The organism is Sphingomonas sp. SphC10, assembly GCF_057004845.1.
The window spans coordinates 3,139,168-3,163,834 of sequence record NZ_CM168044.1 but is presented as its reverse complement, the minus strand read 5'-3'; the positions used below and the strand labels follow the sequence as shown (position 1 = coordinate 3,163,834).

Genomic DNA, 24,667 nt, shown 5'->3' with positions numbered 1-24,667 from the left:
GAGGGGCTTGAAGAGGAAAGGGGCTTAAGAAGACCTCGATCACCTTGATCGCATCAAAAATGTTGCATTGCCCATCCCTACCACGCAAATCTGATATCGTGCTCCGCCAGTATGAACTCGTCGACCGCGTGCTCGACTACGACCCCCAGGCCGATGAGGCGCTGCTCAATCGCGCCTATGTCTTCTCGATGAAGGCGCATGGCAGCCAGAAGCGTGCTTCGGGCGATCCCTATTTCAGCCATCCGATCGAGGTGGCCGGCATCCTGACCGACCTGCATCTGGATGACGAGACGATCGCCACCGCCATCCTGCACGACACGATCGAGGATACCGTCGCCACCTATGACGAGATCGAGCGGCTGTTCGGTCCCAATGTCGCGCGGCTGGTCGACGGCGTCACCAAGCTGTCCAAGATCGAGGCACAGACCGAAAGCGAGCGTGCGGCCGAGAATCTCCGCAAGTTCCTGCTCGCCATGTCGGACGATATCCGCGTGCTGCTGGTGAAGCTGGCCGACCGCCTCCACAATATGCGCACGCTCCATCACATCGCGAAGCCGGAAAAGCGCCGCCGCATCGCGAAGGAGACGATGGACATCTATGCCCCGCTCGCCGAGCGGATCGGCATGTATGAGTTCATGAAGGAGATGCAGATGCTCTCCTTCCAGCAGCTCGAACCCGAAGCCTATGAGTCGATCACGCTGCGTCTCGCGCAGATGAAGGAAGGCGGCGGCGACCGGATTTCCAAGATCGCCTCGGGCCTGAAGCTGCTGATGTCGCGCGGCGGCGTGGATGCCGACGTAACGGGGCGCGAAAAGTCCGCCTTCTCGATCTTCCGCAAGATGAACGAGCGGCATATCAGCTTCGAGCAGCTGTCCGACGTCATGGCCTTCCGCGCGATCGTGCCGACCGAGGAGGATTGCTACCGCGCACTGGGGTTGATCCATCGCCGCTGGCCGATGGTGCCGGGGCGGTTCAAGGACTATATCTCGACGCCTAAGCGCAACGGCTATCGCTCGCTCCACACCAGCGTCATCCATGCCGACAATGCCCGCATCGAGATCCAGATTCGCACCCCCGAAATGCATGCCGAGGCCGATTTCGGCCTGGCCGCGCACTGGACCTACAAGCAGGCGACGCGCCACGACGCGCAGGTCAGCTGGATTCGCGACCTGGTCGAAATCCTCGATACCTCGGACAGCCCCGAGGAGCTGATCGAGCATACGAAGATGGCGATGTATCAGGATCGCATCTTCGCCTTCACCCCCAAGGGCGAACTGATCCAGCTGCCGAAGGGCGCGACGCCGATCGACTTCGCCTATGCCGTGCATACCGATCTGGGCGACCAAGCGGTGGGCGCCAAGCTGAACGGGCGGGTCGTGCCGCTGTCGACCGTCATCTCGAACGGCGACCAGGTGCAGATATTGCGCTCGGCCGGACAGACGCCGCAGGCCAACTGGCTGAACCTGGCGATCACCGGCAAGGCGCTGGCCGCGATCCGCCGCCACCTGCGCCATGCCGAGCGCACCGAGCAGGTCAGCCTGGGCAGCAAGCTGTACGAGGATATCGTCCGCCGCCTGCCCGCCCAGATCGGGCCGGACGCACTGACCCATGCGCTGCAACGGTTGAAGATGCCCGACGAGGCCCATCTGATGATCGCGATCGCGCGCCGTACGGTGTCGGATGCCGCGGTCATGGAGGCGCTGATGCCGGGTTCGGCCGGGGCGGACGTCGCCGCCCTCCCGCCGCAGTCGAGCGCCATCTCGATCAAGGGGCTGACGCCGGGCGTCGCCTATGACCTGGCGCAATGCTGTCACCCGGTGCCGGGCGACCGCATCGTCGGCCTGCGCCGCCCGGATGCGGGGATCGAGGTCCATGCCATCCAATGCCCGGTACTCGCCGAACTGGCCGACCGTACCGACGAGGAAACCGACTGGGTCGACGTCTCCTGGGGCGACGAGAGCGAGGGCGCGACGGCGCGTATCTCGGTCATGGTCAAGAACGAACCCGGTGCGCTGGGCATCCTGGCGACGATCATCGGCCAGCATAAGGCCAACATCATCAACGTCAGGCTGGATACGCGCGACACGCGGTTCCACACCAACCTGATCGATGTCGAGGTGCACGACCTGCAACATCTGATGCGCCTGATCGCAGCCTTGCGCGCGGCGGATGTGGTGAGCCTGGTGGAGCGGGTTTGAGTTCGCGCGGAAACGCGAAGGAATGTAAGCAGCACCGACTGCGCCTGACTCGCCTACTCCAATTCCTCCCCTTGCAGGGGAGGTGGCAGGCCGAAGGCCTGACGGAGGGGTGTCGCGCTCTCAATAGGTGGGACACCCCTCCACCAGCTACGCTGGTCCCCCTCCCCTTACAGGGGAGGAAGATAGGCCCGGAACGCCGTGTAGAGCAGGCCGGCATCTGCGGCAGGGCCAGACACCTCCGCGTCTCCGCGCGAACCAATTCCTTCTGTTCCCCGGCGAAGGCCGGGGCCCAGTTGCGGTGAATGAGCGGAGGCGCAGAGCAGGTGCCTCCCCCGCACCGCTTTGCGCGCCATCGGTGGCGTGGAAACTGGACCCCGGCCTTCGCCGGGGTACGGCACGGTGCCAACGGAATCCTGACAGCAAAATGACGCCTCCGTAACAAAAAGCTGGAACCCGCGCCCGTCACGCGCTTTGAAAAGCGCGAACAGGGAGTCCGTCACCGATGCGTTTCGTCACCGCCGCCGCCATGCTCGCGCTCGTCGCCGCCCCCGCCGCGGCCCAGACCACCCGCTCCATCTCCGCATCCGACAAGGCGCAGGGGGCGCAGGCCAATCCGCAGCTCGTAGCGCAATATGGCGGCCGCTACACCGGACCGCAGGCCGCGTTCGTCGAGCGGGTCGGCAAGCGTGTCGCGGTCCAGTCGGGCCTGTCGAACGCGCAAGGGGACTTCACCGTCACCACGCTCAACTCACCGGTCGAGAACGCCTTCGCCATCCCCGGCGGCTATATCTATGTCACCCGCCAGCTGCTTGCGCTGATGAATTCGGAGGCCGAGCTGGCCTCGGTCTTGGGCCATGAGGTCGGCCACGTCGCTGCGCGCCATTCGCAGAGCCGCAACACCCGTTCGACCATCGGTTCGATCCTCGCGGCGGGCGCGGGCCTGCTGACCGGCAGCAATATCGCCAGCCAGGTCGTCGGCACCGGCGCGCAGCTCTACACGCTGAAATACGGCCGCGATCAGGAATATCAGGCCGATGGCCTCGGCATCCGCTACATGACGGCCGCCGGATACGACCCTTACGCCTCGGCCGACATGCTCGCTTCGCTGGCCGCGTCGAGCAACCTGGCCGCGCGGACCTCGGGCAGGAACGCCAATGCCGTCCCGACCTGGGCCTCGACCCATCCCAATAGCGCCGACCGCGTGCGCCGCGCCGCCGCGCTCGCCAAGCAGACCGGCCGCCCCGAAACCACCCCGCCGCAGGACACCGCCTATCTGCGGATGCTCGACGGCATGCCTTATGGCGACGATCCCAAGGAAGGCATTGTCGACGGCCAGACCTTCCGCCATCCCGGCCTCAAGCTGAAATTCACCGCCCCCAATGGCTATGCGATTGCCAATGGCAGCGATGCGGTGACGGTGGTCGGCCAAGGCGGGCAGGCCGAGATGCGCCTCGCCCAAGGCAGCGACCTGGGCCAGGCGATCACCCAGCGCTTCGGCCAGCTCGGCACCGGCACCCCCTCGGGCCAGCTTCAGAACGGCACGGCGAACGGCATTCCCTATGCCTATGTCACCACCCGCGCCGCCGCCAACAACCGCGCGGTCGATGCCACGGTGGTCGCCTACCGCTTCCCCTCGGCCACCTATACCTTCACGCTGGTCACGCCCGCGGGATCGGGCATCGGGCCGTTCCAGTCGCTGCTCGCCTCGGTCGCGCCGCTCTCCACCGCCGAGGCGAACGGCATTCGCGGCAAGAAGATCAGCATCGTGACGGTTCGTCAGGGCGACACGATCGACAGCCTGGCGGCACGCATGGCCTTTCCCGATTACAAGCGCGAACGGTTCGTGACGCTGAACGGCCTCGACTCGGAACAAGCGCTGGCACCGGGTCGTTTGGTTAAGTTGGTCGTGAATGGGTGACGGACGGCTTCGACGCCGCGAGGGTCCGGCCCCATAAGCGGCAACGGTCGTGATTGCCCTGTCGTGTTCGTCCGGCAAGAAGCGCGGTGCAGCAGGTAGCGGCGCTACCTGCAAGACGTGCGACGCAGGCGGCGGGCGCGACAGGGCAACCGCTGTGCGGCGGGCCGATTTTGCCCCAGTGCGGCGTCGCGAGCCAAAATGGCTTGGGGTCACGATGCGCAAGCATCGCTCCACTCCTCGCTTCTTGCCCTGAACCAAAATCGGCTCCGTCACGACCATTGCCGTTTATGGGGCCGGACCTTAAACCGGCGGCGTCATGAAGCGCCCTGCCCTGTCCGTCGTCGTCCCCTGCTATAACGAAGCCGCTTGCCTGGATGTGCTCCACGCGCGCATCTCGGGTGCGGCGCGCGCGGCGGTGGGCGAGGATTATGAGATCGTCCTGATCAACGACGGCTCGAAGGACGACAGCTGGCAGGTGATGCAGCGGCTGGCCGCCGCCGATCCGCATCTGGTGGCGATCAACCTGTCGCGCAACCACGGCCATCAACTGGCGCTGACCGCAGGGCTCGACCTGTGCGCGGGCGAGCAGATCCTGATCATCGACGCCGATCTTCAGGACCCGCCCGAACTCCTCACCGACATGCGCGCGACCATGGCGGCGCAGGGCGCGGACGTGGTCTATGCCGTCCGCCGCAAGCGTGCCGGGGAAACGCTGTTCAAAAAGGCGACGGCGGCGCTCTTCTACCGGATGCTCGACCGGCTGACCGATACGCCGATCCCGCTCGACACCGGCGATTTCCGCCTGATGAGCCGCCGCGCGCTCGACGCGCTGCAATCGCTGCCCGAACAGGCGCGCTTCATTCGCGGCATGGTCGCCTGGGTCGGCTTCCGCCAGGTGCCCTTCCCCTATGACCGCGCCGAGCGTCATGCGGGCGAGACCCATTATCCGCTGGGCAAGATGATCGCGCTCGCCTTCGACGCGGTGACGGGGTTCTCCACCGCGCCGCTTCGCTGGGCCAGCCATATCGGCCTCGCGCTGACCGCGGCGTCGTTGTTGCTGATCGTCTATATCGCGATCGGCTGGCTGACCGGCTCGGCGGTGCAGGGCTGGACCTCGACCATGCTCGTCACCGTCATCCTGGGCGCGGTGCAGATGTTCGTGCTAGGCATGATCGGCGAGTATCTGGGGCGGCTCTATATCGAATCGAAGCGGCGGCCTCTCTATCTCGTCGCCGATGTGGCGGGGCCGGTGCAGGGCCATGCGCGGCTGGGTTATAGCGCGCATGAGGGGGCGAAGGACCCGGCCTGACCGCTATCGACTCGGCCAGGTCCAGCGCGGACGCTCGACATCCTCGACCAGCGTCTCGCCCAGTTCCTTGTACAGGCGAATGCCGCGTGCCGCCGGGCTCCGTTCCAACGCGTCGACCAGCGGGGCGGCGTGCGACACGGTGATGACCTGGCACCGCGCCGAGGCCTTCACAATCAGCCGGGCGAGCGGGGCGAGCAGATCCGGGTGCAGGCTCGCCTCGGGTTCGTTCAGGATCATCAGCTCGGGCGGACGCGGCGACAGGAGCGCGGCGGCGAGCAGGATATAGCGCAGCGTCCCGTCGGACAGCTCGGCCACCGAAAGCGGGCGCAGCAGGCCATATTGCCGCATCATCACCTCGAACCGTTCGCCGACCTGCAACGTCGCGCCGTCAAAGGCATCGGCGATGGTGTCGGCCAGCGCATCGCCCTCGCCGATCTCGAAGATGGTCTGGATCGCCGCGCCGACATCGCCGCCGTCACCCGCCAGGACTGGGGTGAAGGTCCCCACCTGTGGCCGTCGCGCGGGCGCGTCGCGGTCGGTGCGCAGATCGTCATAGAAGCGCCAGCCGCGCATCCGCTCGCGCAAGGCCAGCAGCTCCAGTCCGTCGCCGCCATCGGCCCAGTGGGTGACCATCGAGTCGAACGACTCCATCGCCCGCCCGTCCGCGCGCCAGGTGCCATCCGCGACCCGGCGCACCCGCGCATGATCGCCGCGTCGCTCCGCGATCAGGTTGGCCCGTCCGATGGCGGGCCCCGTCCAGAGCACCTCCACCTTGATCTCGGGGTCATGCATGAACCGCGTCGAGCCCGGGATCGGCAGGCCCAGGTCGATGGCATAGCCATAATCGGCGGACGAAAATCCCAGTTTCAGGCTGACCGGCCCGTCGCGCCGCGTCCCCTGCACCGGCACATCACCGCTCTTCATCCCCCGACCGAATTTTTCCGGGCCCGCCCATAAGGTCGAGTTCAGCCCGCCCTCCGCCGCCAGCGAGGCGATCACCCGGCCTTGCGCGACGTCGGACAGCAGCCGCAGTGCGCGGTAGAGGCTCGACTTCCCGCTGCCGTTCGCGCCGGTGACGATGGTCAGCGGAGCAAGCGGGACCACCACGTCGCGCAACGAGCGATATCCGGAGATGGCCAGGGTTTCGATCACGGGGTCAGGTTATGATGGGCGCTTGCGGCTGTCGATGGCGCTTGGCGGGGGGATCCCCTGCCCCTCCACCACCGCTTCGCGGCGGTCCCCCTCCCCCAGCACAGCTTGGGGAGGAATGGGTGCGCAAATCCTCCCCAATTCCGATGGAAGGGGAGCTGCCCGGTGCAGCCGGGCGCGGAGGGGCAAGGGCCCACGAAAAAGGGCCCGGGGTTTCCCCCGAGCCCTTGTCCGTCATCCGAAGATAAGGATCAGTCGCGATCGCCGGTCAGGAAGGCCGGAGCGGCGAATTCGGGCGAACCGCCCTGCTCGCCACCTTCGCGACGGGGACGGTCGCCACGGTCGCGACGCGGGCCGCTGCGGCCTTCGCCGCCACGATCACCACCACGCTCGCCGCCACGGTCACCACCATCGCGGCGCGGACCGCGACCGCCTTCACGGGGACCACGATCGCCGCGCGGTTCACGCGGTTCGCGGGCCGGACGGTTGTCCTCCAGCTCGGCGCCGGTTTCCTGGTCGACGACGCGCATCGACAGGCGGACCTTGCCGCGCGGATCGATCTCGAGGACCTTGACCTTGACTTCCTGGCCTTCGGTCAGGACGTCCGAAACCTTCTCGACGCGCTCGTTCTTGATCTCCGAGACGTGGACCAGACCGTCCTTGCCGCCCATGAAGTTCACGAACGCGCCGAAATCGACCAGGTTGACGACCTTGCCGTTATAGATCTTGCCGACCTCGGCCTCTTCGACGATGCCCTTGATCCAGTTCATCGCGGCTTCGATCTGCGAACCATCAGACGAGCTGATCTTGATCACGCCCTCGTCGTCGATGTCGACCTTGGCGCCGGTGGTGGCGACGATCTCGCGGATCACCTTGCCGCCGGTGCCGATCACGTCGCGGATCTTCGACTTGTCGATCGTCATCGTCTCGATGCGCGGGGCATGGGCCGACAGCTCGGTGCGGGTCTCGCCCAGCGCCTTGTTCATCTCGCCCAGAATGTGCGCACGGCCTTCCTTGGCCTGCGCCAGCGCGACCTTCATGATCTCCTCGGTGATACCGGCGATCTTGATGTCCATCTGGAGCGAGGTGATGCCCTCGGAGGTGCCGGCGACCTTGAAGTCCATGTCGCCCAGGTGATCCTCGTCACCCAGGATGTCCGACAGGACGGCGAAGTCCTTGCCTTCCAGGATCAGGCCCATGGCGATGCCCGAGACCGGACGCTTCAGCGGAACGCCCGCATCCATCAGCGACAGCGAGCCGCCGCACACGGTGGCCATCGACGACGAGCCGTTCGACTCGGTGATGTCGCTGGTCACGCGGATGGTGTAGGGGAATTCCTCCTTCGACGGCAGCACGGGGTGCAGGGCACGCCACGCCAGCTTGCCATGGCCGATCTCGCGACGACCCGGCGCGCCGAAGCGGCCCACTTCGCCGACCGAATAGGGCGGGAAGTTATAGTGCAGCATGAAGTGCTGGTAGGACAGGCCGTTCAGACCGTCGATCATCTGCTCCGCGTCGCGGGTGCCCAGCGTCGTGGTCGCGATCGTCTGAGTCTCGCCGCGCGTGAACAGCGCCGAGCCGTGCGAACGCGGCAGGAAGTGAACTTCCGCCTCGATCGGACGGATCTGGGTGGTCGAGCGACCGTCGATGCGGCGGCCGTCCTTCAGGATCGCGGTGCGGACGATCTCGGCTTCCAGCTTCTTGACCAGCTTGGCGGCGACCAGCTGCTCCTGTGGGCTACGGTCCGCCATGGCGGCCTTCGCCTTGGCGCGCGCCTCGCCCAGCGCGGTCTGGCGCTGCTGCTTGTCGGTCAGCTTGTAGGCCGCCGTGATGTCCTTGCCGACCAGCTTCTTCAGCTCGGCCTTGACCGCCTTCTGGTCGTCGCCGACCTTCAGCTCCCACGGGTCCTTCGCGGCCTGCTCGGCCAGGTCGATGATCGCGTCGATGATCTGCTGCGATGCCTTGTGCGCGAACATGACGGCGCCCAGCATCACTTCCTCGGACAGCTCCTTGGCTTCCGACTCGACCATCATCACCGCGTCATGGGTGGCGGCGACGACCAGGTCCAGGTCACCGGCCAGCGCCTCGGCGTCGGTCGGGTTCAGCTGATACTCGCCATCGACATAACCGACGCGCGCCGCGCCGATCGGGCCCATGAAGGGCACGCCCGAGATGGTGAGCGCGGCCGACGCGGCGACCAGCGCCAGGATGTCGGGCTCGTTCTCGCCATCATAGGAGAGCACTTGGCAGATGCAGTTGATCTCGTTGTAGAAACCCTCGGGGAACAGCGGGCGGATCGGACGATCGATCAGGCGGCTGATCAGCGTCTCACGCTCGGTCGCGCCGCGCTCGCGCTTGAAGAAACCGCCGGGGATACGGCCCGCCGACGAGAACTTTTCCTGATAGTGAACGGTGAGCGGGAAGAAGTCCTGCCCTTCCTTCACATTCTTCGCGGCCGTCACGGCGCACAGCACCACCGTCTCGCCCAGCGTCGCGATCACCGCGCCGTCGGCCTGACGGGCCACCTTGCCGGTTTCGAGGGTCAGCGTCTTGCCGCCCCACTCGATGGCCACTTTCTTGGTATTGAACATGGAATATCCTTCACTCCGACGGGCCTATCCCGCCGGGGCCTATGGGTTGAGCCAAGATTGGCTCTGGAGGTCGACCGAATTGCCGATCCTCCGATCCTACCCGCGCAGTTCGACGGGTTTCATGACATAAGGGCTTTGGGGATGCGCATGAGCGCCATCCGGTCGGCCGGGTGCTTTATACACCAATCAATAAAAAAAGGGCACCCCGTGAGGGATGCCCTTTTTCATGGCTTTCGCCCGAGGCTTACTTGCGCAGGCCGAGCTTGGCGATCAGCGCCAGATAGCGGTCGCCATCCTTGTGACGCAGATAGTCGAGCAGCGAGCGGCGCTTGTTGACCAGCATCAGCAGGCCGCGACGCGAATGGTTGTCCTTCGCGTGGGTCTTGAAGTGCTCGGTCAGGTTCTGAATACGCTGGGTCAGGATCGCGACCTGGACTTCGGGCGAACCCGTGTCGCCCTCGGCGCGGGCATGATCCTTGATGATTTCCTGGCGGCGTTCAGCGGTGATCGACATCGTGATCCTTTCTTAATCGAGGTTAAAACCACGAACGACCCGGACTTGTTCGTCCAGCGCCTCTACCAGCGCCACCGGGATATCCCCCAGCATCGCGAAATATTGGCCATCGTCCACGGCAATCCCGGCCAGCACACGCCCCTGACGGAGCGCCCCTGCCTGGTCGGGGTCGAGAGCAAGAGCCGGGATGTCGTCCAGCCCCGCCCTCAGCGGCAGGAGTATCTGTTCAAGAGTGCGCGCCTGCCCCATTCCGTTCAATTTGTCCAGCGATATCGCCGGGGCCAAAGTGAACGGCCCCGCCTTGGTCCGGCGGAGCATGGTGACATGGCCGACCGTGCCGAGCGCGAGCGCGATGTCGCGCGCGAGGGAGCGGATATAGGTGCCCTTCGAGACGTGCGCGGTAAGGGTGACTTCTTCCAGTCCTCCCTGAGCTTGCTCGGGGAGGGGGACCGCGCCCGCAGGGCGTGGTGGAGGGGCATCGCCGGTCCGTCCCGCCCCTCCACCATCGCTGCCGCGATGGTCCCCCTCCCCAAGCGAGCTTGGGGAGGAATGGAGCGAATGAATCGTCACCGCGCGACTCGCCAACACCACCTCCTCCCCGGCGCGTGCGAGGTCGTACGCCCGCTCGCCATCGACCTTCAGCGCGGAATAGGCGGGCGGCACCTGGCTAATCGGACCGGTGAAACGTGGCAGCACCGCCTCCAGCGCGGCGCGGGTCGGGCGCACGTCGCTGGTCGCCACCACCTCACCCTCGGCGTCCAGCGTCGAAGTCTGCTCGCCGAAACGGATGGTGAAGTCATACACCTTGTCGCTGTCGAGCATCCGCCCGGCGAGTTTGGTCGCCTCGCCCACCGCGATCGGCAGCACGCCCGTCGCCAGCGGGTCGAGCGTGCCGCCATGACCGACCTTGATGCCCTTGCCATAGCCGCCCTGGCGCAAGCACCGCTTGACCGCGCTCACCCCTTGCGTCGATCCCAGCCCCAGCGGCTTGTCGAGTATGATCCATCCATGCATCGCCAAGGCGTTAGTCGGGCTTGGCCCCTATCTCAAGGACGGCGCCTCAAGCACCGCCCCGCCCGCCAGCGCCTCGCCGAAATGGCGGCGGCAGAGCGCGATATAGCGGTCATTGCCGCCGATCTCGGTCTGCGCGCCCTCGGCGATCGCCTTGCCCTGCCCGTCGACGCGCAGGTTCATCGTCGCCTTCGCGCCGCAGACGCAGACCGATTTGATCTCGCTGAGCGCATCGGCCAGCGCCAGCAGTCGTGCGGAACCGGGGAAAAGCTGTCCCTTGAAGTCGGTGCGCAGGCCATAGCAGAGCACCGGGATACGATGCTGGTCGGCCAGCCGTGCAAGTTGGTCGACCTGTTCGGGCGTCAGGAACTGCGCTTCGTCGACCAGAACGCACGCCAGCGGCGTCTGCCCGTGCCGCTCCAGCGCGCAGACCTCCAGATCGGTGCCCATGTGAAACGGCGTCGCGGGCTGCGATAGGCCGATACGCGAGGCGATAGTGCCATAGGCAAAGCGGTCGTCGATCGCGGCGGTGAACAGCATCGTGTTCATCCCCCGCTCGCGATAGTTGAAATCGGCCTGCAGCAGCATGGTCGATTTCCCCGCATTCATGCTGGCATAATAGAAATAGAGCTTGGCCATGCGCCGCCCTTATCGGAAGGGGGCAGCCATTTCGAGCATGAGGTGGGTGGGTTGAGAATCGCATATCTCGTGACGGTCGCGGTCGCGACGCTGGCGGGCATGGCTTCAGCGAGCGGCACCGGCGCGATCGGCTATACCATCGCCCCCGCTTATGCCCGTGTCGAGGCCAAGGTCGGCTTTTTCGGCCTGGGCAGCAAGACCGCGCGTTTTCCGCATAGCGAGGGTCATGTCGCGCTGTCCGACCGCGATGCCAAGGCCGTAACGCTGGACGTGCGGATCGATACCCAGACGCTGGAGGCGGGCGATGCGCTCACCCGCTCGCGATTGCGGGGTGCCGACTTTTTCGATGTCGAGCATTATCCGCACGTGACCTTCCATGCGACCGGCATGACCCGCACCGGGCCGCATAGCGCGACGGTGGCGGGCATGATCTCCGCGCGGGGCGTCACGCGCCCGGCGATGCTCGCGGTCGACTTCTCGCAGCCCTTCGCCGCGATGACGGGGCGCGAGCCGGTGCATATCGCCGCGACGACGCGGATCGACCGGCGGGATTTCGGGATGACGGCTTATCCGTTGATCGTCGGGCGACAGGTGACGATCGCCATCGACGCAGATCTGGTGCCGGGGCACGAGTAACGCCGTCCCACACGCCCGTTCAGCCTGAGCGAAGTCGAAGGCCAAGGGAATCCCCTCGTTTGAGGTTCGCGCAGAGGCGCGGAGGGCGCAGAGGGGGTTCGTCAAGTGCCCCCCTATCGCACCGTCCCGGCGAAGGCCGGGGTCCTGTTTGGGAACCCACGACAGCGCAAGGCATTTGCCTCCCCCGCCTTGGCACAACGCCCCATCGACGCTCAAGATACTGGGCCCCGGCCTTCGCCGGGGTGGAGCACGCTATTGAATGCGGGGCCTTCTTCTCTGCGTTCTCCGCGCCTCTGCGCGAACCAAAGACCTTCGCGACTTCGTGGCTTCGCGTGAACCCTATTTTCGACGGTCGCAGCGTGGCCTTCGACTTCGCTCAGGCTGAACGGAGGATAGGTATCAGTCCTCGGAAGACTCACCCTCCGCCAGATCCTGCGACACTTTGGGCGAGCGCAGCAGCGAATCGATGTGGCTTCCCTCGTCGAAGCTTTCGTCCGCCAGAAACTTCAGCTTGGCGGCGTATTTCATCTTCACCCGGTGCGCGACCTCGCGCTGGAGATAGGCGGTGTTGGTGCGCAGCGCCTTGATCACCACCTCCTCGTCCTTGCCGAGCAGCGGCTTCACGAAGACGGTTGCGTGGCGCAGGTCGGGCGACATGCGGACTTCGGTCACGCTGACCATGTGCTTGGCCAGCGTCTCGTCATGCACATCGCCGCGCGCGAGGATTTCGGACAGGATGTGGCGAACCTGCTCGCCGACGCGCAGCAGGCGGACCGAGGGTTCGGCGGGGTTTTTGGACTGGACCATGTCAGTTTCTTCTCAAACGAAAATCGCGGCCGCCATATGGGCGACCGCGATCCATTCCGGCATGAAGCGTGGGCGGCAGGACCTGTCCCGCCGCCCCGCGATCATCAGAGCGAACGCTCGCGCAGTTCGACCTCGAAGGTTTCGAGATAGTCGCCCGCCTTGATGTCGGTGAAGTTCTGCGTGAACGTCACACCACATTCCAGACCGGCGCGAACTTCGGCGACATCGTCCTTGAACCGGCGGAGCGAGTTGATCTCGCCCTGGTAGATGATGACGTCGTTGCGCGTGATGCGCGCCTTGAGCGCCTTGCGGATGACACCCTCGGTGACCAGCAGACCGGCGGCCTTGCCGATCTTGCCCGCCGAGAAGACCTCGCGGATTTCGGCGCGGCCGACGACCGTTTCGAACGCCTCGGGGCCCAGCTCACCGGCCATGCCCGCCCGGATCTCGTCGATCAGGTCATAGATGACGTCGTAATATTTCAACGCCACCTTGTTCCGCTCGGCGATCTCGCGCGCCTTGGCGTTGGCACGGACGTTGAAGCCGATGATCGGCGCGCCGGAGGCGGCCGCCAGCGTCACGTCCGACTCGGTGATGCCACCGACGCCCGAGTGCAGGATGCGCGCCTTGATCAGATCCGACTGGATCTTGTTGATCGACGCCACGATCGCCTCGACGGTGCCCTGCGTATCCGCCTTCACGACCAGCGGATATTCCTTGGCCTGGTTCGCCTTCAGCGCCGAGAACATCGACTCCAGGCTGGCCGGGGCCGAGGTCGTGCGCTTCTGGAGCACCACGCTCTGGCGATATTCGGCGACCTCACGGGCACGCGCCTCGTTCTCGACGACCTGCAACAGGTCGCCCGCCTGGGGAACGCCCGACAGACCGAGGACCTCGACTGGCATCGCAGGACCAGCCTGCTTCACCTGACGGCCCTTGTCGTCGACCAGCGCACGGACCTTGCCGCTTTCCGCGCCGACGACGAAAACGTCGCCGACCTTCAGCGTGCCGCGCGTGACGAGCACGGTCGCGACCGGACCACGGCCCTTGTCGAGCTTGGCCTCGACCACGCTGCCCTCGGCGGCGCGGTCGGGGTTGGCGGTCAGTTCGAGCAGTTCGGCCTGAAGCTGGATCTTCTCGATCAGCGTATCCAGACCGATCTTCTTGAGCGCCGAAACCTCGACGTCCTGGGTTTCACCGCCCATGTCCTCGACCTGCACGTCATGCTCGAGCAGACGCTCGCGGACGCGCTGGGCATTGGCGTCGTGCTTGTCGATCTTGTTGATCGCCACGATCATCGGCTTGCCCGCCGCCTTGGTGTGGTTGATCGCCTCGATCGTCTGCGGCATCAGCCCGTCATCGGCCGCCACCACCAGCACCACGATATCCGTGACGTCGGCGCCGCGGGCACGCATCTGGGTAAAGGCCTCGTGGCCCGGCGTGTCGAGGAAGGTAACCTTCGACTTGTCCTTCAGCGTGACCTGATAGGCGCCGATATGCTGGGTGATGCCACCGGCCTCACCGCGCACCACGTCGGTGCCGCGCAGCGCGTCGAGCAGCGAGGTCTTGCCATGGTCGACATGGCCCATGATCGTCACGACCGGCGGACGCGGCTGAAGGCTCTCGGCCGCATCCTCGGTGGTGTCGAGCGCCAGATCAATGTCGCTGTCGGAGACGCGGACGATGTTGTGGCCGAATTCGGTCACCAGCAGCTCGGCCGTATCCTGGTCGATGGTCTGCGTCATCGTGACGGGCATGCCCATCTTGAACAGCGCCTTGACCAGATCCGCGCCCTTTTCGGCCATACGGTTGGCCAGTTCCTGGACGGTGATCGCCTCGGGCACCTGCACGTCGCGGACCTGCTTGACCTGCGGCTCGCGCGGGCCGCCAAAGCCACGCTTTTCCTTCTCGCGGGCACGCTTCAGCGCGGCGAGCGAACGGGCGCGTGCGCCGTCCTCGTTCAGGGCGCGCGTCACGGTCAGCTTGCCGCCGCGACGCTCGTCACCCTTGCGGTCGCGCTGCTGCGGACGGCCCGGAGGCGCGTTGCGCGGCGTCGGCTGGCCCGAGGGCATCGAACGCGGGGCGCCGCCCGACGGAGCGGAGGCGGTGGTGTTGCTCGGCGCGCTGGCGGCAGGCGCCGCCGCTGCGGCGGGCGCAGGCGCGGGCTTGGGCGCAGGCTTCGGGATTTCCGGACGCTGCACCGGCGAGAAGCGGCGCGGCGCGGGCATCGAGGGATCGCGACCCAGGATCGGCGGCGTCGGCACCACCGGCGCAGGCGCCGGGGTCGGTGCGGGCGCAGGCGCAGGCTTCGCCGCGACCGGAGCGGGTGCGGGGGTCGGCGCAGGAGCCGGGGTCGGGGCGGGTGCCTCGACCTTGGGGGCTTCCACCTTGGGCTCGGGCGCCGGGATCACCGGGCGTTCGACGGGCCGGAACATACGCGGCTGTACCGAGATGGTCGGTGCGGCAGGCGCCTCGGCCTGTACGGGGGCCTGAACGGGCGCTTCGGCGACCGGCGCAGGGGCGGGCTCAGCCGCAGGCTGGGGCTCGGGCGCCGCTTCGGGGGCCGGTTCCGGCGCGGGCGGCGGGGCAGCGGCAGCCTCGGCGGCGGCACGCGCACGTTCCTCGGCACGGACACGCTCGTCCTCGGCGCGCTGCTGACGCTCGGCGTCCTCGCGGCGACGAATCTCTTCCTGCATGGCGAGGCGCTGTTCCTCGGCCTCACGCAGCAGACGGGCCTGACGCTCCTGCGCCGTCTCGTTCGACGGAACGGGGCGCGGCGGGGCGACCGGCGCCGCCGCCACGGGGGCAGCCGGAGCCGGGGCCGGAGTCGGTGCAGGGGCCGCCGCCTCGGGCGCTCCACCCTGCGGGCCCAGGACGCGACGGCGCTTCGTCTCGACGATCACGGTGTTGGACCGGCCGTGGCTGAAGCTCTGCTTCACCTTGCCGGTCTCGACCGTGCGCTTCAGCCCCAGGGGCTGGCGCATTCCGAGTTTCGGCTTGTCGTTGTCGGTCTCGCTCACTCAAAATCCTCGTGTACGGTCACGGCCGTTCGGTCACCGGTAATGTCGGACGCCGATGCGCCTTGCGAGGCCGTTTCGCAAGGCGTTGCCACAGGGTCGGGTCCGATAAAATGCAGCCAGCGGTCGAGCGCTTCGCTCACCCGCTTTGCCGCGTTACGATCTGTCAGGCCGATGTGTACCACATTTTCGCGGCCCAACGCCATTGACAATATGGGGCGTGTGGCGGGCAGTGCCAACCCCTTGAGATCAGAACCTTCGCGATCCGACCCCACGCGCCACGCCTGCGCCAGCTTGCGACAGCCATCGTCGCCCGCATCGGACGCATGATAGAGCGCGTGCAACTGGCCCGAACGGGCCGCCGTCGCGATCTTGTCCGATCCGGTCAGCAGCATGCCCGAACGCGACTCGAGTCCCAGCCGGTCGAGCGCGTTCCGCTCCAAAGCGGATGCGATCAGATCGGGCAGGTCGTCGGGAATACTGAACTCGCCCGTCTTGAACGCGCGCGCCAGTGCCCCCTTCAACTTGCCCTTGGCGATGGCCGTTTCCAGTTCGCCGCGAGTCACGCCGATCCAGCCACCCCGGCCCGGCGCCTTGGCGCGGACATCGGGCAGCACCCGCCCATCGGGCGCGAGCGCCAGACGGATCAGGTGCGGGCGCGCGTCATGCTCGCCCGACAGGATGCAGCGGCGGACCGGCCCGTCGATCGAGTCGCGGGCCGCCTTCGCGGACTCCCTGGGACTCCGGCCCTTCCTGGCCGAAGCGTTGTTTACGCCACCGCGCTCATTGTCCCGGTTCCGCATGCGCGTCTCCCCGGGCGTTGGAGGCAGGGGCATCACGGTCGGCGATCAGCTGACCGCCGGCCCCGTAATTTTCGGTCGAAACCTCCTCGATCACGATCTGGACGGCGGCCGGGTTCTTGCCCAGCCGCTCCACCAGCGAACGAGTCACGTCGGCGACGATCTCGGCCTTTTGCTGCTTGGAGGCGGTGCCCGCCAGACGGATCGAGACGAACGGCATCAGGCTTCGTCGCCCTCCGCCTGCTCTTCACCGGCGTCTGCGGCAGGCTCTTCCTCATCGGTGAACCAGTGCGCACGCGCGGCCATGATGATCTCGTTGCCCTGCTCATCGCTCAGGCCATATTCGGCCAGGATGCCGCCCTTGGGGGCGGGACGCGGGGTGTCATCACCACGACGACGCGGCTCGGCGCGCTTCTTCTCGACCAGCTCGTCGGTCGCCAGATCGGCGAGATCGTCAAGCGTCTTGATGCCCGCCTTGCCCAGCGTGACCAGCATCGCCTCGGTCAGATACGGCATCTCGGCCAGCGCGTCGTCGACGCCCAGGCCACGACGCTCGTCGCGCGCAGCCTGTTCGCGGCGGTCCAGCGCTTCCTGCGCACGGCTTTGCAGCTCCTGCGCCAGATCCTCGTCGAAGCCCTCGATCGCGGCCAGTTCGTCGAGCTCGACATAGGCGACCTCTTCCAGCGCGCCGAAGCCTTCGGCGACCAGCAGCTGGGCCAGCGTCTCGTCCACGTCCAGTTCGTTCTGGAACAGCTCGGAATTCGCGACGAATTCCTTCTGACGCTTCTCGGAGGCATCGGCCTCGGTCAGGATGTCGATCGCCTTGGCGGTCAGCTGGCTGGCCAGACGGACATTCTGGCCGCGACGGCCGATGGCGAGGCTGAGCTGATCGTCGGGGACGACGACCTCGATACGGTCCTCTTCCTCATCGATCACGACGCGGCTGACGTTCGCGGGCTGAAGCGCGTTCACCACGAAGGTCGCGGTATCGGGCGACCAGGGGATGATGTCGATCTTTTCGCCCTGCATTTCCTGCACGACCGCCTGGACGCGGCTGCCCTTCATGCCGACGCAGGCACCGACCGGGTCGATCGACGAGTCGTGGCTGATCACGCCGATCTTGGCGCGGCTGCCCGGATCGCGCGCGGCGGCCTTGATCTCGATGATGCCGTCATAGATTTCGGGCACTTCCTGCGCGAACAGCTTCTTCATGAAGTCCGGGTGCGCGCGGCTCAGGAAGATCTGCGGGCCACGGTTCTCGCGGCGGACGTTCAGGATCAGCGAGCGGATGCGGTCGTTCACGCGGACGACTTCGCGCGGAATCTGCTGGTCGCGACGGATCACGCCCTCGGCACGGCCCAGATCGACGACGATATGACCGAACTCGACGCGCTTGACGACGCCGGTGATGATCTCGCCCTGGCGATCCTTGAACTCGTCATACTGACGGTCACGCTCGGCGTCGCGGACCTTCTGGAAGATGACCTGCTTGGCCGCCTGCGCCGCAATGCGGCCGAATTCGATCGGGGGCAGCGGGTCGACGATGAAGTCGCCGATCGCGGCACCCTTTTGCAGCTTCTCGGCACCCTTCAGGTCGATCTGCTTGTAATAGTCGTCGACCTGCTCGACCACCTCGACGACGCGCCACAGACGCAGGTCGCCCGAATTGGGATCGAGCTTCGCACGGATGTCGTTCTCGGCACCGTAGCGGGCACGGGCGGCGCGCTGGATCGCGTCCTCCATCGCCTCGATCACGATACCCTTGTCGATCATCTTTTCCGAGGCGACCGCATTCGCGATCGCGATCAGTTCCGCCTTGTTGGCGGAAATGGCGGTAGCCATCAGTGCCGTCCTTCCGTGGTGGCGCCGTCCTGTTCGGGCGCATCCTGATAATAAACCTCTTCCGCGCCATCGAGGGACAGCGGCACCGTCGCGGCGATCAGCCGGTCGGTCATGACGAGCTTGGCGTCCTCGATCGCGGTGAAGGGCAGTTCGTGGCGAACCTCTTCTCCGTCGACGATGACGACAGTCTCGCCCTCGACCCCGGCCAGATCGCCCTTGAACTGCTTGCGACCGTTCAGCTTCTCGGCGAGCGTGATCCGCGCCTCATGCCCCGCCCAGTCGGCGAAGTCCTTCAGCCGGGTCAGCGGGCGGTCGATACCGGGCGACGACACCTCCAGCCGATAGGCATGGTCGATCGGGTCGCGGCCTTCGGCCTCCAGCGCGTCCATCACGTCCGAGATGCGGCGCGACAGGTCGGCGCAGTCGTCGATGTTCAGCTGGCGCGTATCGGGACGCTCGGCCATCACCTGCAGCGTGGGGTCCGACGTGCCGCCATACATCTTCACGCGCACGAGCTCGAAACCGAGCGCCTTGGCCTCGGGTTCGATGAGTTGCGTCAGAAGGGCGATGTCCGCCATGAAAGCTCCAGATGTGCCGGATCGGTGCCGCGGAACCCGTCCCGCAGCCTCTTTCACCCGACGATGTAAGAGAATGCGGCAGTCTATACGCGCAACGCTCTTGCGAAACAAGCATCGATATCGAAACGTTAGCCGGTGCAATCAGGGCCGCGCTCGGCCCGAGACGGGAGAGACGATGATGAAACTGCCGCTGTTCGCTGCCTTGCCGGTGGCGCTGATCGCCTGCTCGGGCAATGGCCCCGGTCCCAGCGAAACGGGCAACACGTCGCCGGTCACGGTGACGCCCGGCGGCACGCCCTCCCCCTCCCCGTCCGCCACGGCCAGCCCGCCCGCGACGGTGGTGAACGGACAGCCCTTCGGCCGGACGGTCATCGCCGATTTCGACGCACCCTGGGCGATGACCTTCCTGCCCGACCGGCGAATGCTGGTGACCGAGAAGGACGGCCGGATGCTGCTCGTCGGCGCGGACGGCCAGGCGCGCCAGACGGTCGCGCGGATCGCCGTCGATTCGGCGGGCCAGGGCGGCCTGATGGACGTGGTCCTCGCCCCCGACTTCGCGCAGAGCGGCCGTGTCTATTTCAGCTATTCGGCCGCAGCGGACGGCGGCAAGCGAGTCGTGCTGGCGCGGGGGCGCTTGGCAGAAGCGAACGGCGCCGCGCAGTTGACGGGTATCGAGACCTTGTGGGCCGCCACCCCCGCCGTCACCGGCGATGGTCATTATTCGGGTCGCATCGCCTTTTCGCCCGACGGCCAATATCTGTTCTTCACCGCGGGCGACCGCCAGAAGTTCACGCCGGCGCAGGACCCCAAGGCCACGCTCGGCAAGGTGCTGCGCCTGACCCCGGACGGCCAGCCCGCGCCGGGCAATCCGCTGGCGGCGCAGGGCTTCGACCCGGCCGTCTGGTCCTATGGCCATCGCAACCTGCTGGGCATCGCCTTCGATGGTGCGGGCAATCTGTGGCAGCAGGAAATGGGGCCCAAGGGCGGCGACGAGCTGAACCTGATCCTGCCGGGCCGCAACTATGGCTGGCCCAACGCCTCCAACGGGTCGCATTATGACGGGCGCGACATTCCCGATCACCGCGCGGGCGACGGATACGAAGCCCCCAAGGTCTGGTGGAACCCGGTGATCTCGCCAGGCGGGCTGATGATCTATTCGGGCTCGCTCTTCCCGCAATGGCGCGGCGACGCCTTTATCGGCGGATTGTCGAGCAAGGCGCTGATCCGCGTCGACCTGAGCGGCACCAGTGCCACCAAGGGTGACCAGTGGGACATGGGCGCCCGCATCCGCGAGGTCGAGCAGGGGCCGGACGGCGCCATCTATGTGCTGGAGGATGGCGGCGATTCGCAAGGCAGGCTCATCAAGCTGACCCCAGCCTGACACCCCCGCGCCGCCCCGACATAAGTCCTAGAAAATAGGACCAATGTGCCGGGGCGGTATGGTCAGGTCCGATGATAGGTCTTGACCTGACCCGGCCTGCGCGCCGATCCTATGGCAAAGACGGGCGATCGGAGTTCGCTCCACCATAGGAGACGAAAACCAGATGATGCGATCGACGCAGCCCATGCCGCCCGAGCGGGGGCCTGCCATCGAGGCGCATTCGCGCGATTCGCGTCTGTCGCGCGGGCTGTCGGGCACCAATCTGGAGCGGGCGGGCGATTATAATCTGCGCACCGTCTTGCAGGTCATCCGCCTGCACCGCGAAACGACGCGGATCGCGATCGCCAATCAGACCGGGCTGACCCCGCCGACCATCGCCAACATCACCGGGCGGCTGATCGAGATGGGGCTGATCCGCACCGCCGGGCGGTTGCATCGCGGTCGCGGGCAGCCCGCGCTCAAGATCGAGCTGTGCCCCGACGGCGCATTCGGCATCGGCCTGACCATCGACCGCGACCATCTGGCCATCGCAATCCTCGACCTGTCCGGCACGGTGCGCGCGCGGGCGACCCGCGAGATCGCCTTTGCGACGCCGGACGACGTACTGGCCTTTATCGGCGATACGCTGGAACCCGCGCTGGCCGAGGGACAGGTGGACCGTTCGCGCGTGCTGGGCGTCGGCGTGGCGATGCCGGACGGCGTCGACCGCTCGCTGCCCAACCAGACGCGCGGCTATGACGCCTGGAACGGGGTCGACACGGCGGCGTTGCTCGCGCCGCTGCTGCCCTGGCCGATGTACCGCGACAACGATGCCGCCGCCGCCGCTTTGGGCGAGGCGCAGCACGACCATGATTTCGCCTGCCCCAGTTTCTTCTACCTGCTGATCACCGCCGGGCTCGGCGGCGGGCTGGTCATCGACCGGACCTATCATCGCGGCGCGCATCGCCGATCGGGCGAGATCGGGCTGATTCCCGACCCCACGGCGGGACGGCCCGGTGCGATCGTGCAGGATACGGTGTCGCTGGCGGGGCTGGAGGTGCGGCTGAAGGCGGCGGGCTACCGCCTCGATTCGCCCGAGACGCTGGGTGACGGTGACGACCCGATGCTGTGCGCGGTCATCGACCAGTGGATCGAGGATTCGATCGCCGCGCTGCTCCAGCCCATCGTGGCGGTGACGACTTTGTTCGACCCCCATGCGATCCTGATCGGCGGGCGCCTGCCCGACTGGCTGCTCCAGCGACTGACCCAGGGATTGAGCGAAGCGCTGGCCGGGATCGAACTGCCCGCCCGCCCCGCCATCCGTCCCGCCCGCCGCGCGCAGGACGCCCCCGCCGTCGGTGCGGCGATGCTGCCCTTCATGGACCGGCTGTTGCCGTCGGATTCGATCCTGATCCAGGCGGGGCGCTAAGGCCCCCTCCTCCGTTCAGGCTGAACGGAGGGCGGGAAGCTGACATAGAGGCCAAAAGAAAAAGGCCCGCCTCCCATGGGGAAGCGGGCCTGTCAGGCGTTCGACGGTCGGGGCGATCAGCCCGCCATGTCTTCCAGCTCGCGACCGCGCGTCTCGTTGACCATGGCGCGGACGAAGAAGAATGATACCGCCGCGAAGAAGGCGTAGCCGAAATAGGTCACGCTCAGGCCCGGCGACACGGCGAGCGCGGGGAAGCTGACCGAGATGGCGGCATTGGCGATCCACTGGGCAAAGCCCGAGACGGCCAGGCCGGACCCGCGAATCTGGTTCGGGAACATCTCGCCCAGCATGACCCACATCACGGGACCCCAGCTGGCGTTGAAGAAGATGACGTACAGGTTCGCCGCGACCAACGCGATCACGCCATTGTTGCCGGGCAGCGACACCGCGCCATCGGCACCGGTGACGGCGGTCGAGAAGGCATAGGCGACGATCGCCAGCGTCACCGCCATACCCGCCGAGCCGATCAGCAGCAACGGCTTGCGGCCGATCTTGTCGACGGTCGCGATGGTGAACAGGCAGGCCGCGATCGACAGCACGCCCGACAGGATGTTGGTCTGGAGCGCGTAATCCTCGGAAAAGCCGACCGCTTCCCACAACGTCGCGCCATAATAGAAGACGACGTTGATGCCGACGAGCTGCTGGAACACGGCCAGGCCGATACCTGCCCACAGGATCGGACGGATCTTGCCGGTGGTCTTGTCGACCAGGTCGGACAGCTTGGGCTTGTGCTTGTCGCTGGCCAGCGAACCACGGATTTCGGCCACCTTACGGGTCGCCTCGGCCTCGCCGAACAGCTTGGTCAGGACCGTATGCGCCTCGGCATCGCGGCCCTTGGCGACCAGGAAGCGCGGGCTTTCCGGGATGATCGAGAGGGCGGCGAAATAGACCGCCGCCGGGATCGCCTGAAGCCAGAACATCCAGCGCCAGGCCGGGAAGCCCAGCCAAAATTCGGCGGTCGAGCCACCGGCATAGCGGGCCAGTGCGAAGTTGGCGACGAACGCACCGGTCAGGCCGGTGATGATCATCACCTGCTGCACGCTCGACAATCGGCCGCGAATCGAGGCCGGGGTCACTTCGGAGATATAGACGGGCGAGATGACGCTGGCCGCGCCGACGCCCAGGCCGCCGATGATGCGCGCCAGGATGAAGATCGCCGAGCTGCCGGCGGCGCCCGCCAGGATCGCGCTGACCAGAAAGAGCGCGGCGGCCAGCATCATGACGTTGCGGCGGCCGATCGCATCGGCCAGGCGGCCCGCACCGAACGCACCGATCGCCGAGCCGACCAGGATCGCGCCGACATTGACGCCGACGCCCAGACGGCCGAGGTCGAACGCGGCCTCCAGCCCCTTCTGGGTGCCGTTGATGACGCCCGAGTCATAGCCGAACATGAAACCGCCGATGGTCGCGACAACGACGATCGCGGCGATGAAACCATGATTGACGCGTGCGGCGTCCAATCCCCTTGTGTCGGTCACTTCCGGCCCTCTCCTGATCCGTGCGTGGCGTCTTGGCCTATCCGCACGGCAATGTCCTGTCACCGGCGCGATTCACGGCCAGCCATAATGGTAACGCTATCTTAAAACATCGCGCCGTCAAGCGGGTGCGTACACGGTTCGTCCCGCTTCGCGACCCGCCATCAGAATCCGCGCGGCCTGCGCCGGGGTGCGGCGTCCGACTGACGGCGGATCAGGCTGTAATCCAGCATGCGGTGCGCGGGCGGCTCGGCATTTTTCTGGCGGATGACGGTCGCCATCATCTCCACCGCCGCCCGCGCCATGTCGGCGATCGGCTGGTGAATGGTGGTCAGCTCGGGCCAGATCGTCGTCGACAGCGTGGTGTCGTCGAAGCCGCAGACGGTCAGGTCGCTCGGCACGTCTAGGCCCCGGCGATGCGCCACCGCCACCGTCGCCGCCGCCATGTCGTCGTTCGACGCCAGGATCGCGGTCGGCGGTTCGGCCAGGTCGAGCAGCCGCTCGGCCGCATCCAGACCCGAGCGATAGGTATAGAGGCCGGGCGCGACCAGTTCCTCGTCGAACGGCACACCCACCGCCTCCAGCGCGGCGCGGAACCCCTCGTAACGGCGGGCGCTGGCGGTCAGATTGGGATTGCCGCAGATGAAGCCGATCCGGCGATGGCCCAGGGTCATGACATGACGCGTCATTTCCTCGGCCGCCGCGCGGTCGTCGATCTGCACCGCCATCGCCGATTCGGGCATCTCCTGCGGCGCGACGCCGGTCGCCACGACCACGGCGGGAACCCCCGCCTCGCGCAGCAGGGCCAGCACGGCCTCCGCCTCGCACAGGGGCGGCGGCAGGATCACGCCGTCGATCCCGCCCGCGATCAGATGGCGCGCGACCTCGACCTCATGGTCGCCGATCTCGCATTTCTCCACGACCATCTGCACGTCCAGCCGCGACGCCTGGTCCAGTGTGCCGAGCAGGAATTCGCTGAGGAACCCCTGGCTGGGATTGCTGTAGAGCATGCCGATGCGGATCTGCGCCGCGCCCGCCAAGCTGCGCGCCGCCGGGTTGGGCGCGTAGTTGAGTTGCGCGATCGCCGCCTCCACCTTTTCGCGGGTGGCGGGGCGGACATTGGCCTCGTTGTTGATGACGCGCGAGACGGTCATCAGCGACACACCGGCGGCGCGCGCGACATCGCTGATCGTGGGAGCGCTGCTACCGCGGCGCGAGGTCCTGATGCTCATAACGTTTACGCTTCCACTTTTCGGACGCGATACGCAATGCTTTGAGGGGCGAAAGATGACAGACGCGGCAGTCGGCGCTCTTGCGGACCGGGCCGCCCGCCG

General features: G+C 66.8%; 19 protein-coding genes. 6 read left to right on the top strand and 13 right to left on the bottom strand.

Annotated features, from left to right (window positions below; all coding sequences use genetic code 11):
* Positions 1 to 98 precede the first annotated feature (98 nt).
* The 3 genes from ACWKSV_RS14495 to ACWKSV_RS14485 all read left to right on the top strand — a co-directional run bounded on the left by ACWKSV_RS14495 (position 99) and on the right by ACWKSV_RS14485 (position 5,425).
* On the top strand, positions 99 to 2,198 hold the full coding sequence (locus ACWKSV_RS14495) for a RelA/SpoT family protein (RefSeq protein ID WP_056432333.1): 2,100 nt from the start codon (positions 99 to 101) through the stop codon (positions 2,196 to 2,198).
* Between the two features lie 502 nt (positions 2,199 to 2,700).
* A complete protein-coding gene (locus ACWKSV_RS14490; protein WP_076714579.1) occupies positions 2,701 to 4,116 on the top strand; it encodes a M48 family metalloprotease in 1,416 nt (471 codons plus the stop codon).
* A gap of 316 nt (positions 4,117 to 4,432) precedes the next feature.
* The gene (locus ACWKSV_RS14485) at positions 4,433 to 5,425 is read left to right on the top strand and encodes a glycosyltransferase family 2 protein (protein WP_076714577.1); all 993 of its coding nucleotides are present in this window, start codon (positions 4,433 to 4,435) and stop codon (positions 5,423 to 5,425) included.
* 3 nt (positions 5,426 to 5,428) lie between these two features.
* On the opposite strand, the gene ACWKSV_RS14480 is transcribed toward ACWKSV_RS14485, so the two are convergent.
* The 5 genes from ACWKSV_RS14480 to ACWKSV_RS14460 all read right to left on the bottom strand — a co-directional run bounded on the left by ACWKSV_RS14480 (position 5,429) and on the right by ACWKSV_RS14460 (position 11,329).
* Entirely contained in the window at positions 5,429 to 6,577 is a 1,149-nt protein-coding gene (locus tag ACWKSV_RS14480) for an AAA family ATPase (protein WP_076714575.1), read from the bottom strand.
* Positions 6,578 to 6,825: 248 nt separating this feature from the next.
* Complete coding sequence (pnp, locus tag ACWKSV_RS14475) at positions 6,826 to 9,165, bottom strand: polyribonucleotide nucleotidyltransferase (protein WP_076714573.1); 2,340 nt, start codon at positions 9,163 to 9,165, stop codon at positions 6,826 to 6,828.
* Positions 9,166 to 9,409: 244 nt separating this feature from the next.
* Positions 9,410 to 9,679 carry a 30S ribosomal protein S15 gene (gene rpsO / locus ACWKSV_RS14470; protein ID WP_007406197.1) on the bottom strand — a complete coding sequence of 90 codons (270 nt, stop codon included), beginning with the start codon at positions 9,677 to 9,679 and terminating at the stop codon, positions 9,410 to 9,412.
* A 12-nt stretch (positions 9,680 to 9,691) separates the two neighbouring features.
* Positions 9,692 to 10,693, bottom strand: a complete 1,002-nt coding sequence (gene truB / locus ACWKSV_RS14465) for a tRNA pseudouridine(55) synthase TruB (protein WP_076714571.1) — start codon at positions 10,691 to 10,693, stop codon at positions 9,692 to 9,694.
* Between the two features lie 27 nt (positions 10,694 to 10,720).
* On the bottom strand, positions 10,721 to 11,329 hold the full coding sequence (locus ACWKSV_RS14460; protein ID WP_076714569.1) for a thymidine kinase: 609 nt from the start codon (positions 11,327 to 11,329) through the stop codon (positions 10,721 to 10,723).
* Between the two features lie 69 nt (positions 11,330 to 11,398).
* Between ACWKSV_RS14460 and ACWKSV_RS14455 the strand changes: the two genes are divergently transcribed.
* The gene (locus ACWKSV_RS14455; protein WP_483666807.1) at positions 11,399 to 11,965 is read left to right on the top strand and encodes a YceI family protein; all 567 of its coding nucleotides are present in this window, start codon (positions 11,399 to 11,401) and stop codon (positions 11,963 to 11,965) included.
* A gap of 399 nt (positions 11,966 to 12,364) precedes the next feature.
* Here ACWKSV_RS14455 and rbfA read toward each other — a convergent pair whose 3' ends face one another.
* The 6 genes from rbfA to rimP form a co-directional block, all read right to left on the bottom strand.
* On the bottom strand, positions 12,365 to 12,772 hold the full coding sequence (gene rbfA / locus ACWKSV_RS14450) for a 30S ribosome-binding factor RbfA (RefSeq protein WP_076714567.1): 408 nt from the start codon (positions 12,770 to 12,772) through the stop codon (positions 12,365 to 12,367).
* 104 nt (positions 12,773 to 12,876) lie between these two features.
* On the bottom strand, positions 12,877 to 15,792 hold the full coding sequence (gene infB, locus ACWKSV_RS14445; RefSeq protein ID WP_056432360.1) for a translation initiation factor IF-2: 2,916 nt from the start codon (positions 15,790 to 15,792) through the stop codon (positions 12,877 to 12,879).
* Complete coding sequence (locus ACWKSV_RS14440) at positions 15,789 to 16,592, bottom strand: DUF448 domain-containing protein (protein WP_240456554.1); 804 nt, start codon at positions 16,590 to 16,592, stop codon at positions 15,789 to 15,791. The genes infB and ACWKSV_RS14440 overlap by 4 nt, the downstream gene beginning before the upstream one ends.
* The gene (locus ACWKSV_RS14435; RefSeq protein ID WP_056432362.1) at positions 16,573 to 16,809 is read right to left on the bottom strand and encodes a tautomerase family protein; all 237 of its coding nucleotides are present in this window, start codon (positions 16,807 to 16,809) and stop codon (positions 16,573 to 16,575) included. The genes ACWKSV_RS14440 and ACWKSV_RS14435 overlap by 20 nt, the downstream gene beginning before the upstream one ends.
* Positions 16,809 to 18,431 carry a transcription termination factor NusA gene (nusA, locus tag ACWKSV_RS14430; protein WP_056432365.1) on the bottom strand — a complete coding sequence of 541 codons (1,623 nt, stop codon included), beginning with the start codon at positions 18,429 to 18,431 and terminating at the stop codon, positions 16,809 to 16,811. The genes ACWKSV_RS14435 and nusA overlap by 1 nt, the downstream gene beginning before the upstream one ends.
* A complete protein-coding gene (rimP, locus tag ACWKSV_RS14425) occupies positions 18,431 to 19,009 on the bottom strand; it encodes a ribosome maturation protein RimP (RefSeq protein WP_056432368.1) in 579 nt (192 codons plus the stop codon). Before rimP ends, nusA begins: the two co-directional genes overlap by 1 nt.
* Before the next feature lie 178 nt (positions 19,010 to 19,187).
* Here rimP and ACWKSV_RS14420 point away from each other — a divergent pair, with 178 nt between their 5' ends.
* Positions 19,188 to 20,390, top strand: coding sequence for a PQQ-dependent sugar dehydrogenase (locus tag ACWKSV_RS14420; RefSeq protein ID WP_076714565.1), 1,203 nt, complete (start codon positions 19,188 to 19,190; stop codon positions 20,388 to 20,390).
* 163 nt (positions 20,391 to 20,553) lie between these two features.
* Entirely contained in the window at positions 20,554 to 21,798 is a 1,245-nt protein-coding gene (locus tag ACWKSV_RS14415) for an ROK family transcriptional regulator (protein ID WP_237243500.1), read from the top strand.
* A gap of 116 nt (positions 21,799 to 21,914) precedes the next feature.
* Here ACWKSV_RS14415 and ACWKSV_RS14410 read toward each other — a convergent pair whose 3' ends face one another.
* On the bottom strand, positions 21,915 to 23,336 hold the full coding sequence (locus ACWKSV_RS14410; protein WP_056432371.1) for a sugar porter family MFS transporter: 1,422 nt from the start codon (positions 23,334 to 23,336) through the stop codon (positions 21,915 to 21,917).
* 161 nt (positions 23,337 to 23,497) lie between these two features.
* A complete protein-coding gene (locus ACWKSV_RS14405; RefSeq protein ID WP_076714563.1) occupies positions 23,498 to 24,565 on the bottom strand; it encodes a LacI family DNA-binding transcriptional regulator in 1,068 nt (355 codons plus the stop codon).
* Between the last annotated feature and the right edge of the window lie 102 nt (positions 24,566 to 24,667).

Bases quoted from the DNA above. Each gene is read 5' to 3' on its own strand.
- ACWKSV_RS14460 (WP_076714569.1), bottom strand. From the start codon at position 11,329: ATGGCCAAGCTCTATTTCTATTATGCCAGCATGAATGCGGGGAAATCG.
- ACWKSV_RS14490 (WP_076714579.1), top strand. From the start codon at position 2,701: ATGCGTTTCGTCACCGCCGCCGCCATGCTCGCGCTCGTCGCCGCCCCC.
- nusA (WP_056432365.1), bottom strand. From the start codon at position 18,431: ATGGCTACCGCCATTTCCGCCAACAAGGCGGAACTGATCGCGATCGCG.
- ACWKSV_RS14435 (WP_056432362.1), bottom strand. From the start codon at position 16,809: ATGCCGTTCGTCTCGATCCGTCTGGCGGGCACCGCCTCCAAGCAGCAA.
- truB (WP_076714571.1), bottom strand. From the start codon at position 10,693: ATGCATGGATGGATCATACTCGACAAGCCGCTGGGGCTGGGATCGACG.
- ACWKSV_RS14420 (WP_076714565.1), top strand. From the start codon at position 19,188: ATGAAACTGCCGCTGTTCGCTGCCTTGCCGGTGGCGCTGATCGCCTGC.
- rbfA (WP_076714567.1), bottom strand. From the start codon at position 12,772: ATGGTCCAGTCCAAAAACCCCGCCGAACCCTCGGTCCGCCTGCTGCGC.
- ACWKSV_RS14405 (WP_076714563.1), bottom strand. From the start codon at position 24,565: ATGAGCATCAGGACCTCGCGCCGCGGTAGCAGCGCTCCCACGATCAGC.
- rpsO (WP_007406197.1), bottom strand. From the start codon at position 9,679: ATGTCGATCACCGCTGAACGCCGCCAGGAAATCATCAAGGATCATGCC.
- rimP (WP_056432368.1), bottom strand. From the start codon at position 19,009: ATGGCGGACATCGCCCTTCTGACGCAACTCATCGAACCCGAGGCCAAG.
- pnp (WP_076714573.1), bottom strand. From the start codon at position 9,165: ATGTTCAATACCAAGAAAGTGGCCATCGAGTGGGGCGGCAAGACGCTG.
- ACWKSV_RS14485 (WP_076714577.1), top strand. From the start codon at position 4,433: ATGAAGCGCCCTGCCCTGTCCGTCGTCGTCCCCTGCTATAACGAAGCC.
- ACWKSV_RS14440 (WP_240456554.1), bottom strand. From the start codon at position 16,592: ATGCGGAACCGGGACAATGAGCGCGGTGGCGTAAACAACGCTTCGGCC.
- ACWKSV_RS14415 (WP_237243500.1), top strand. From the start codon at position 20,554: ATGATGCGATCGACGCAGCCCATGCCGCCCGAGCGGGGGCCTGCCATC.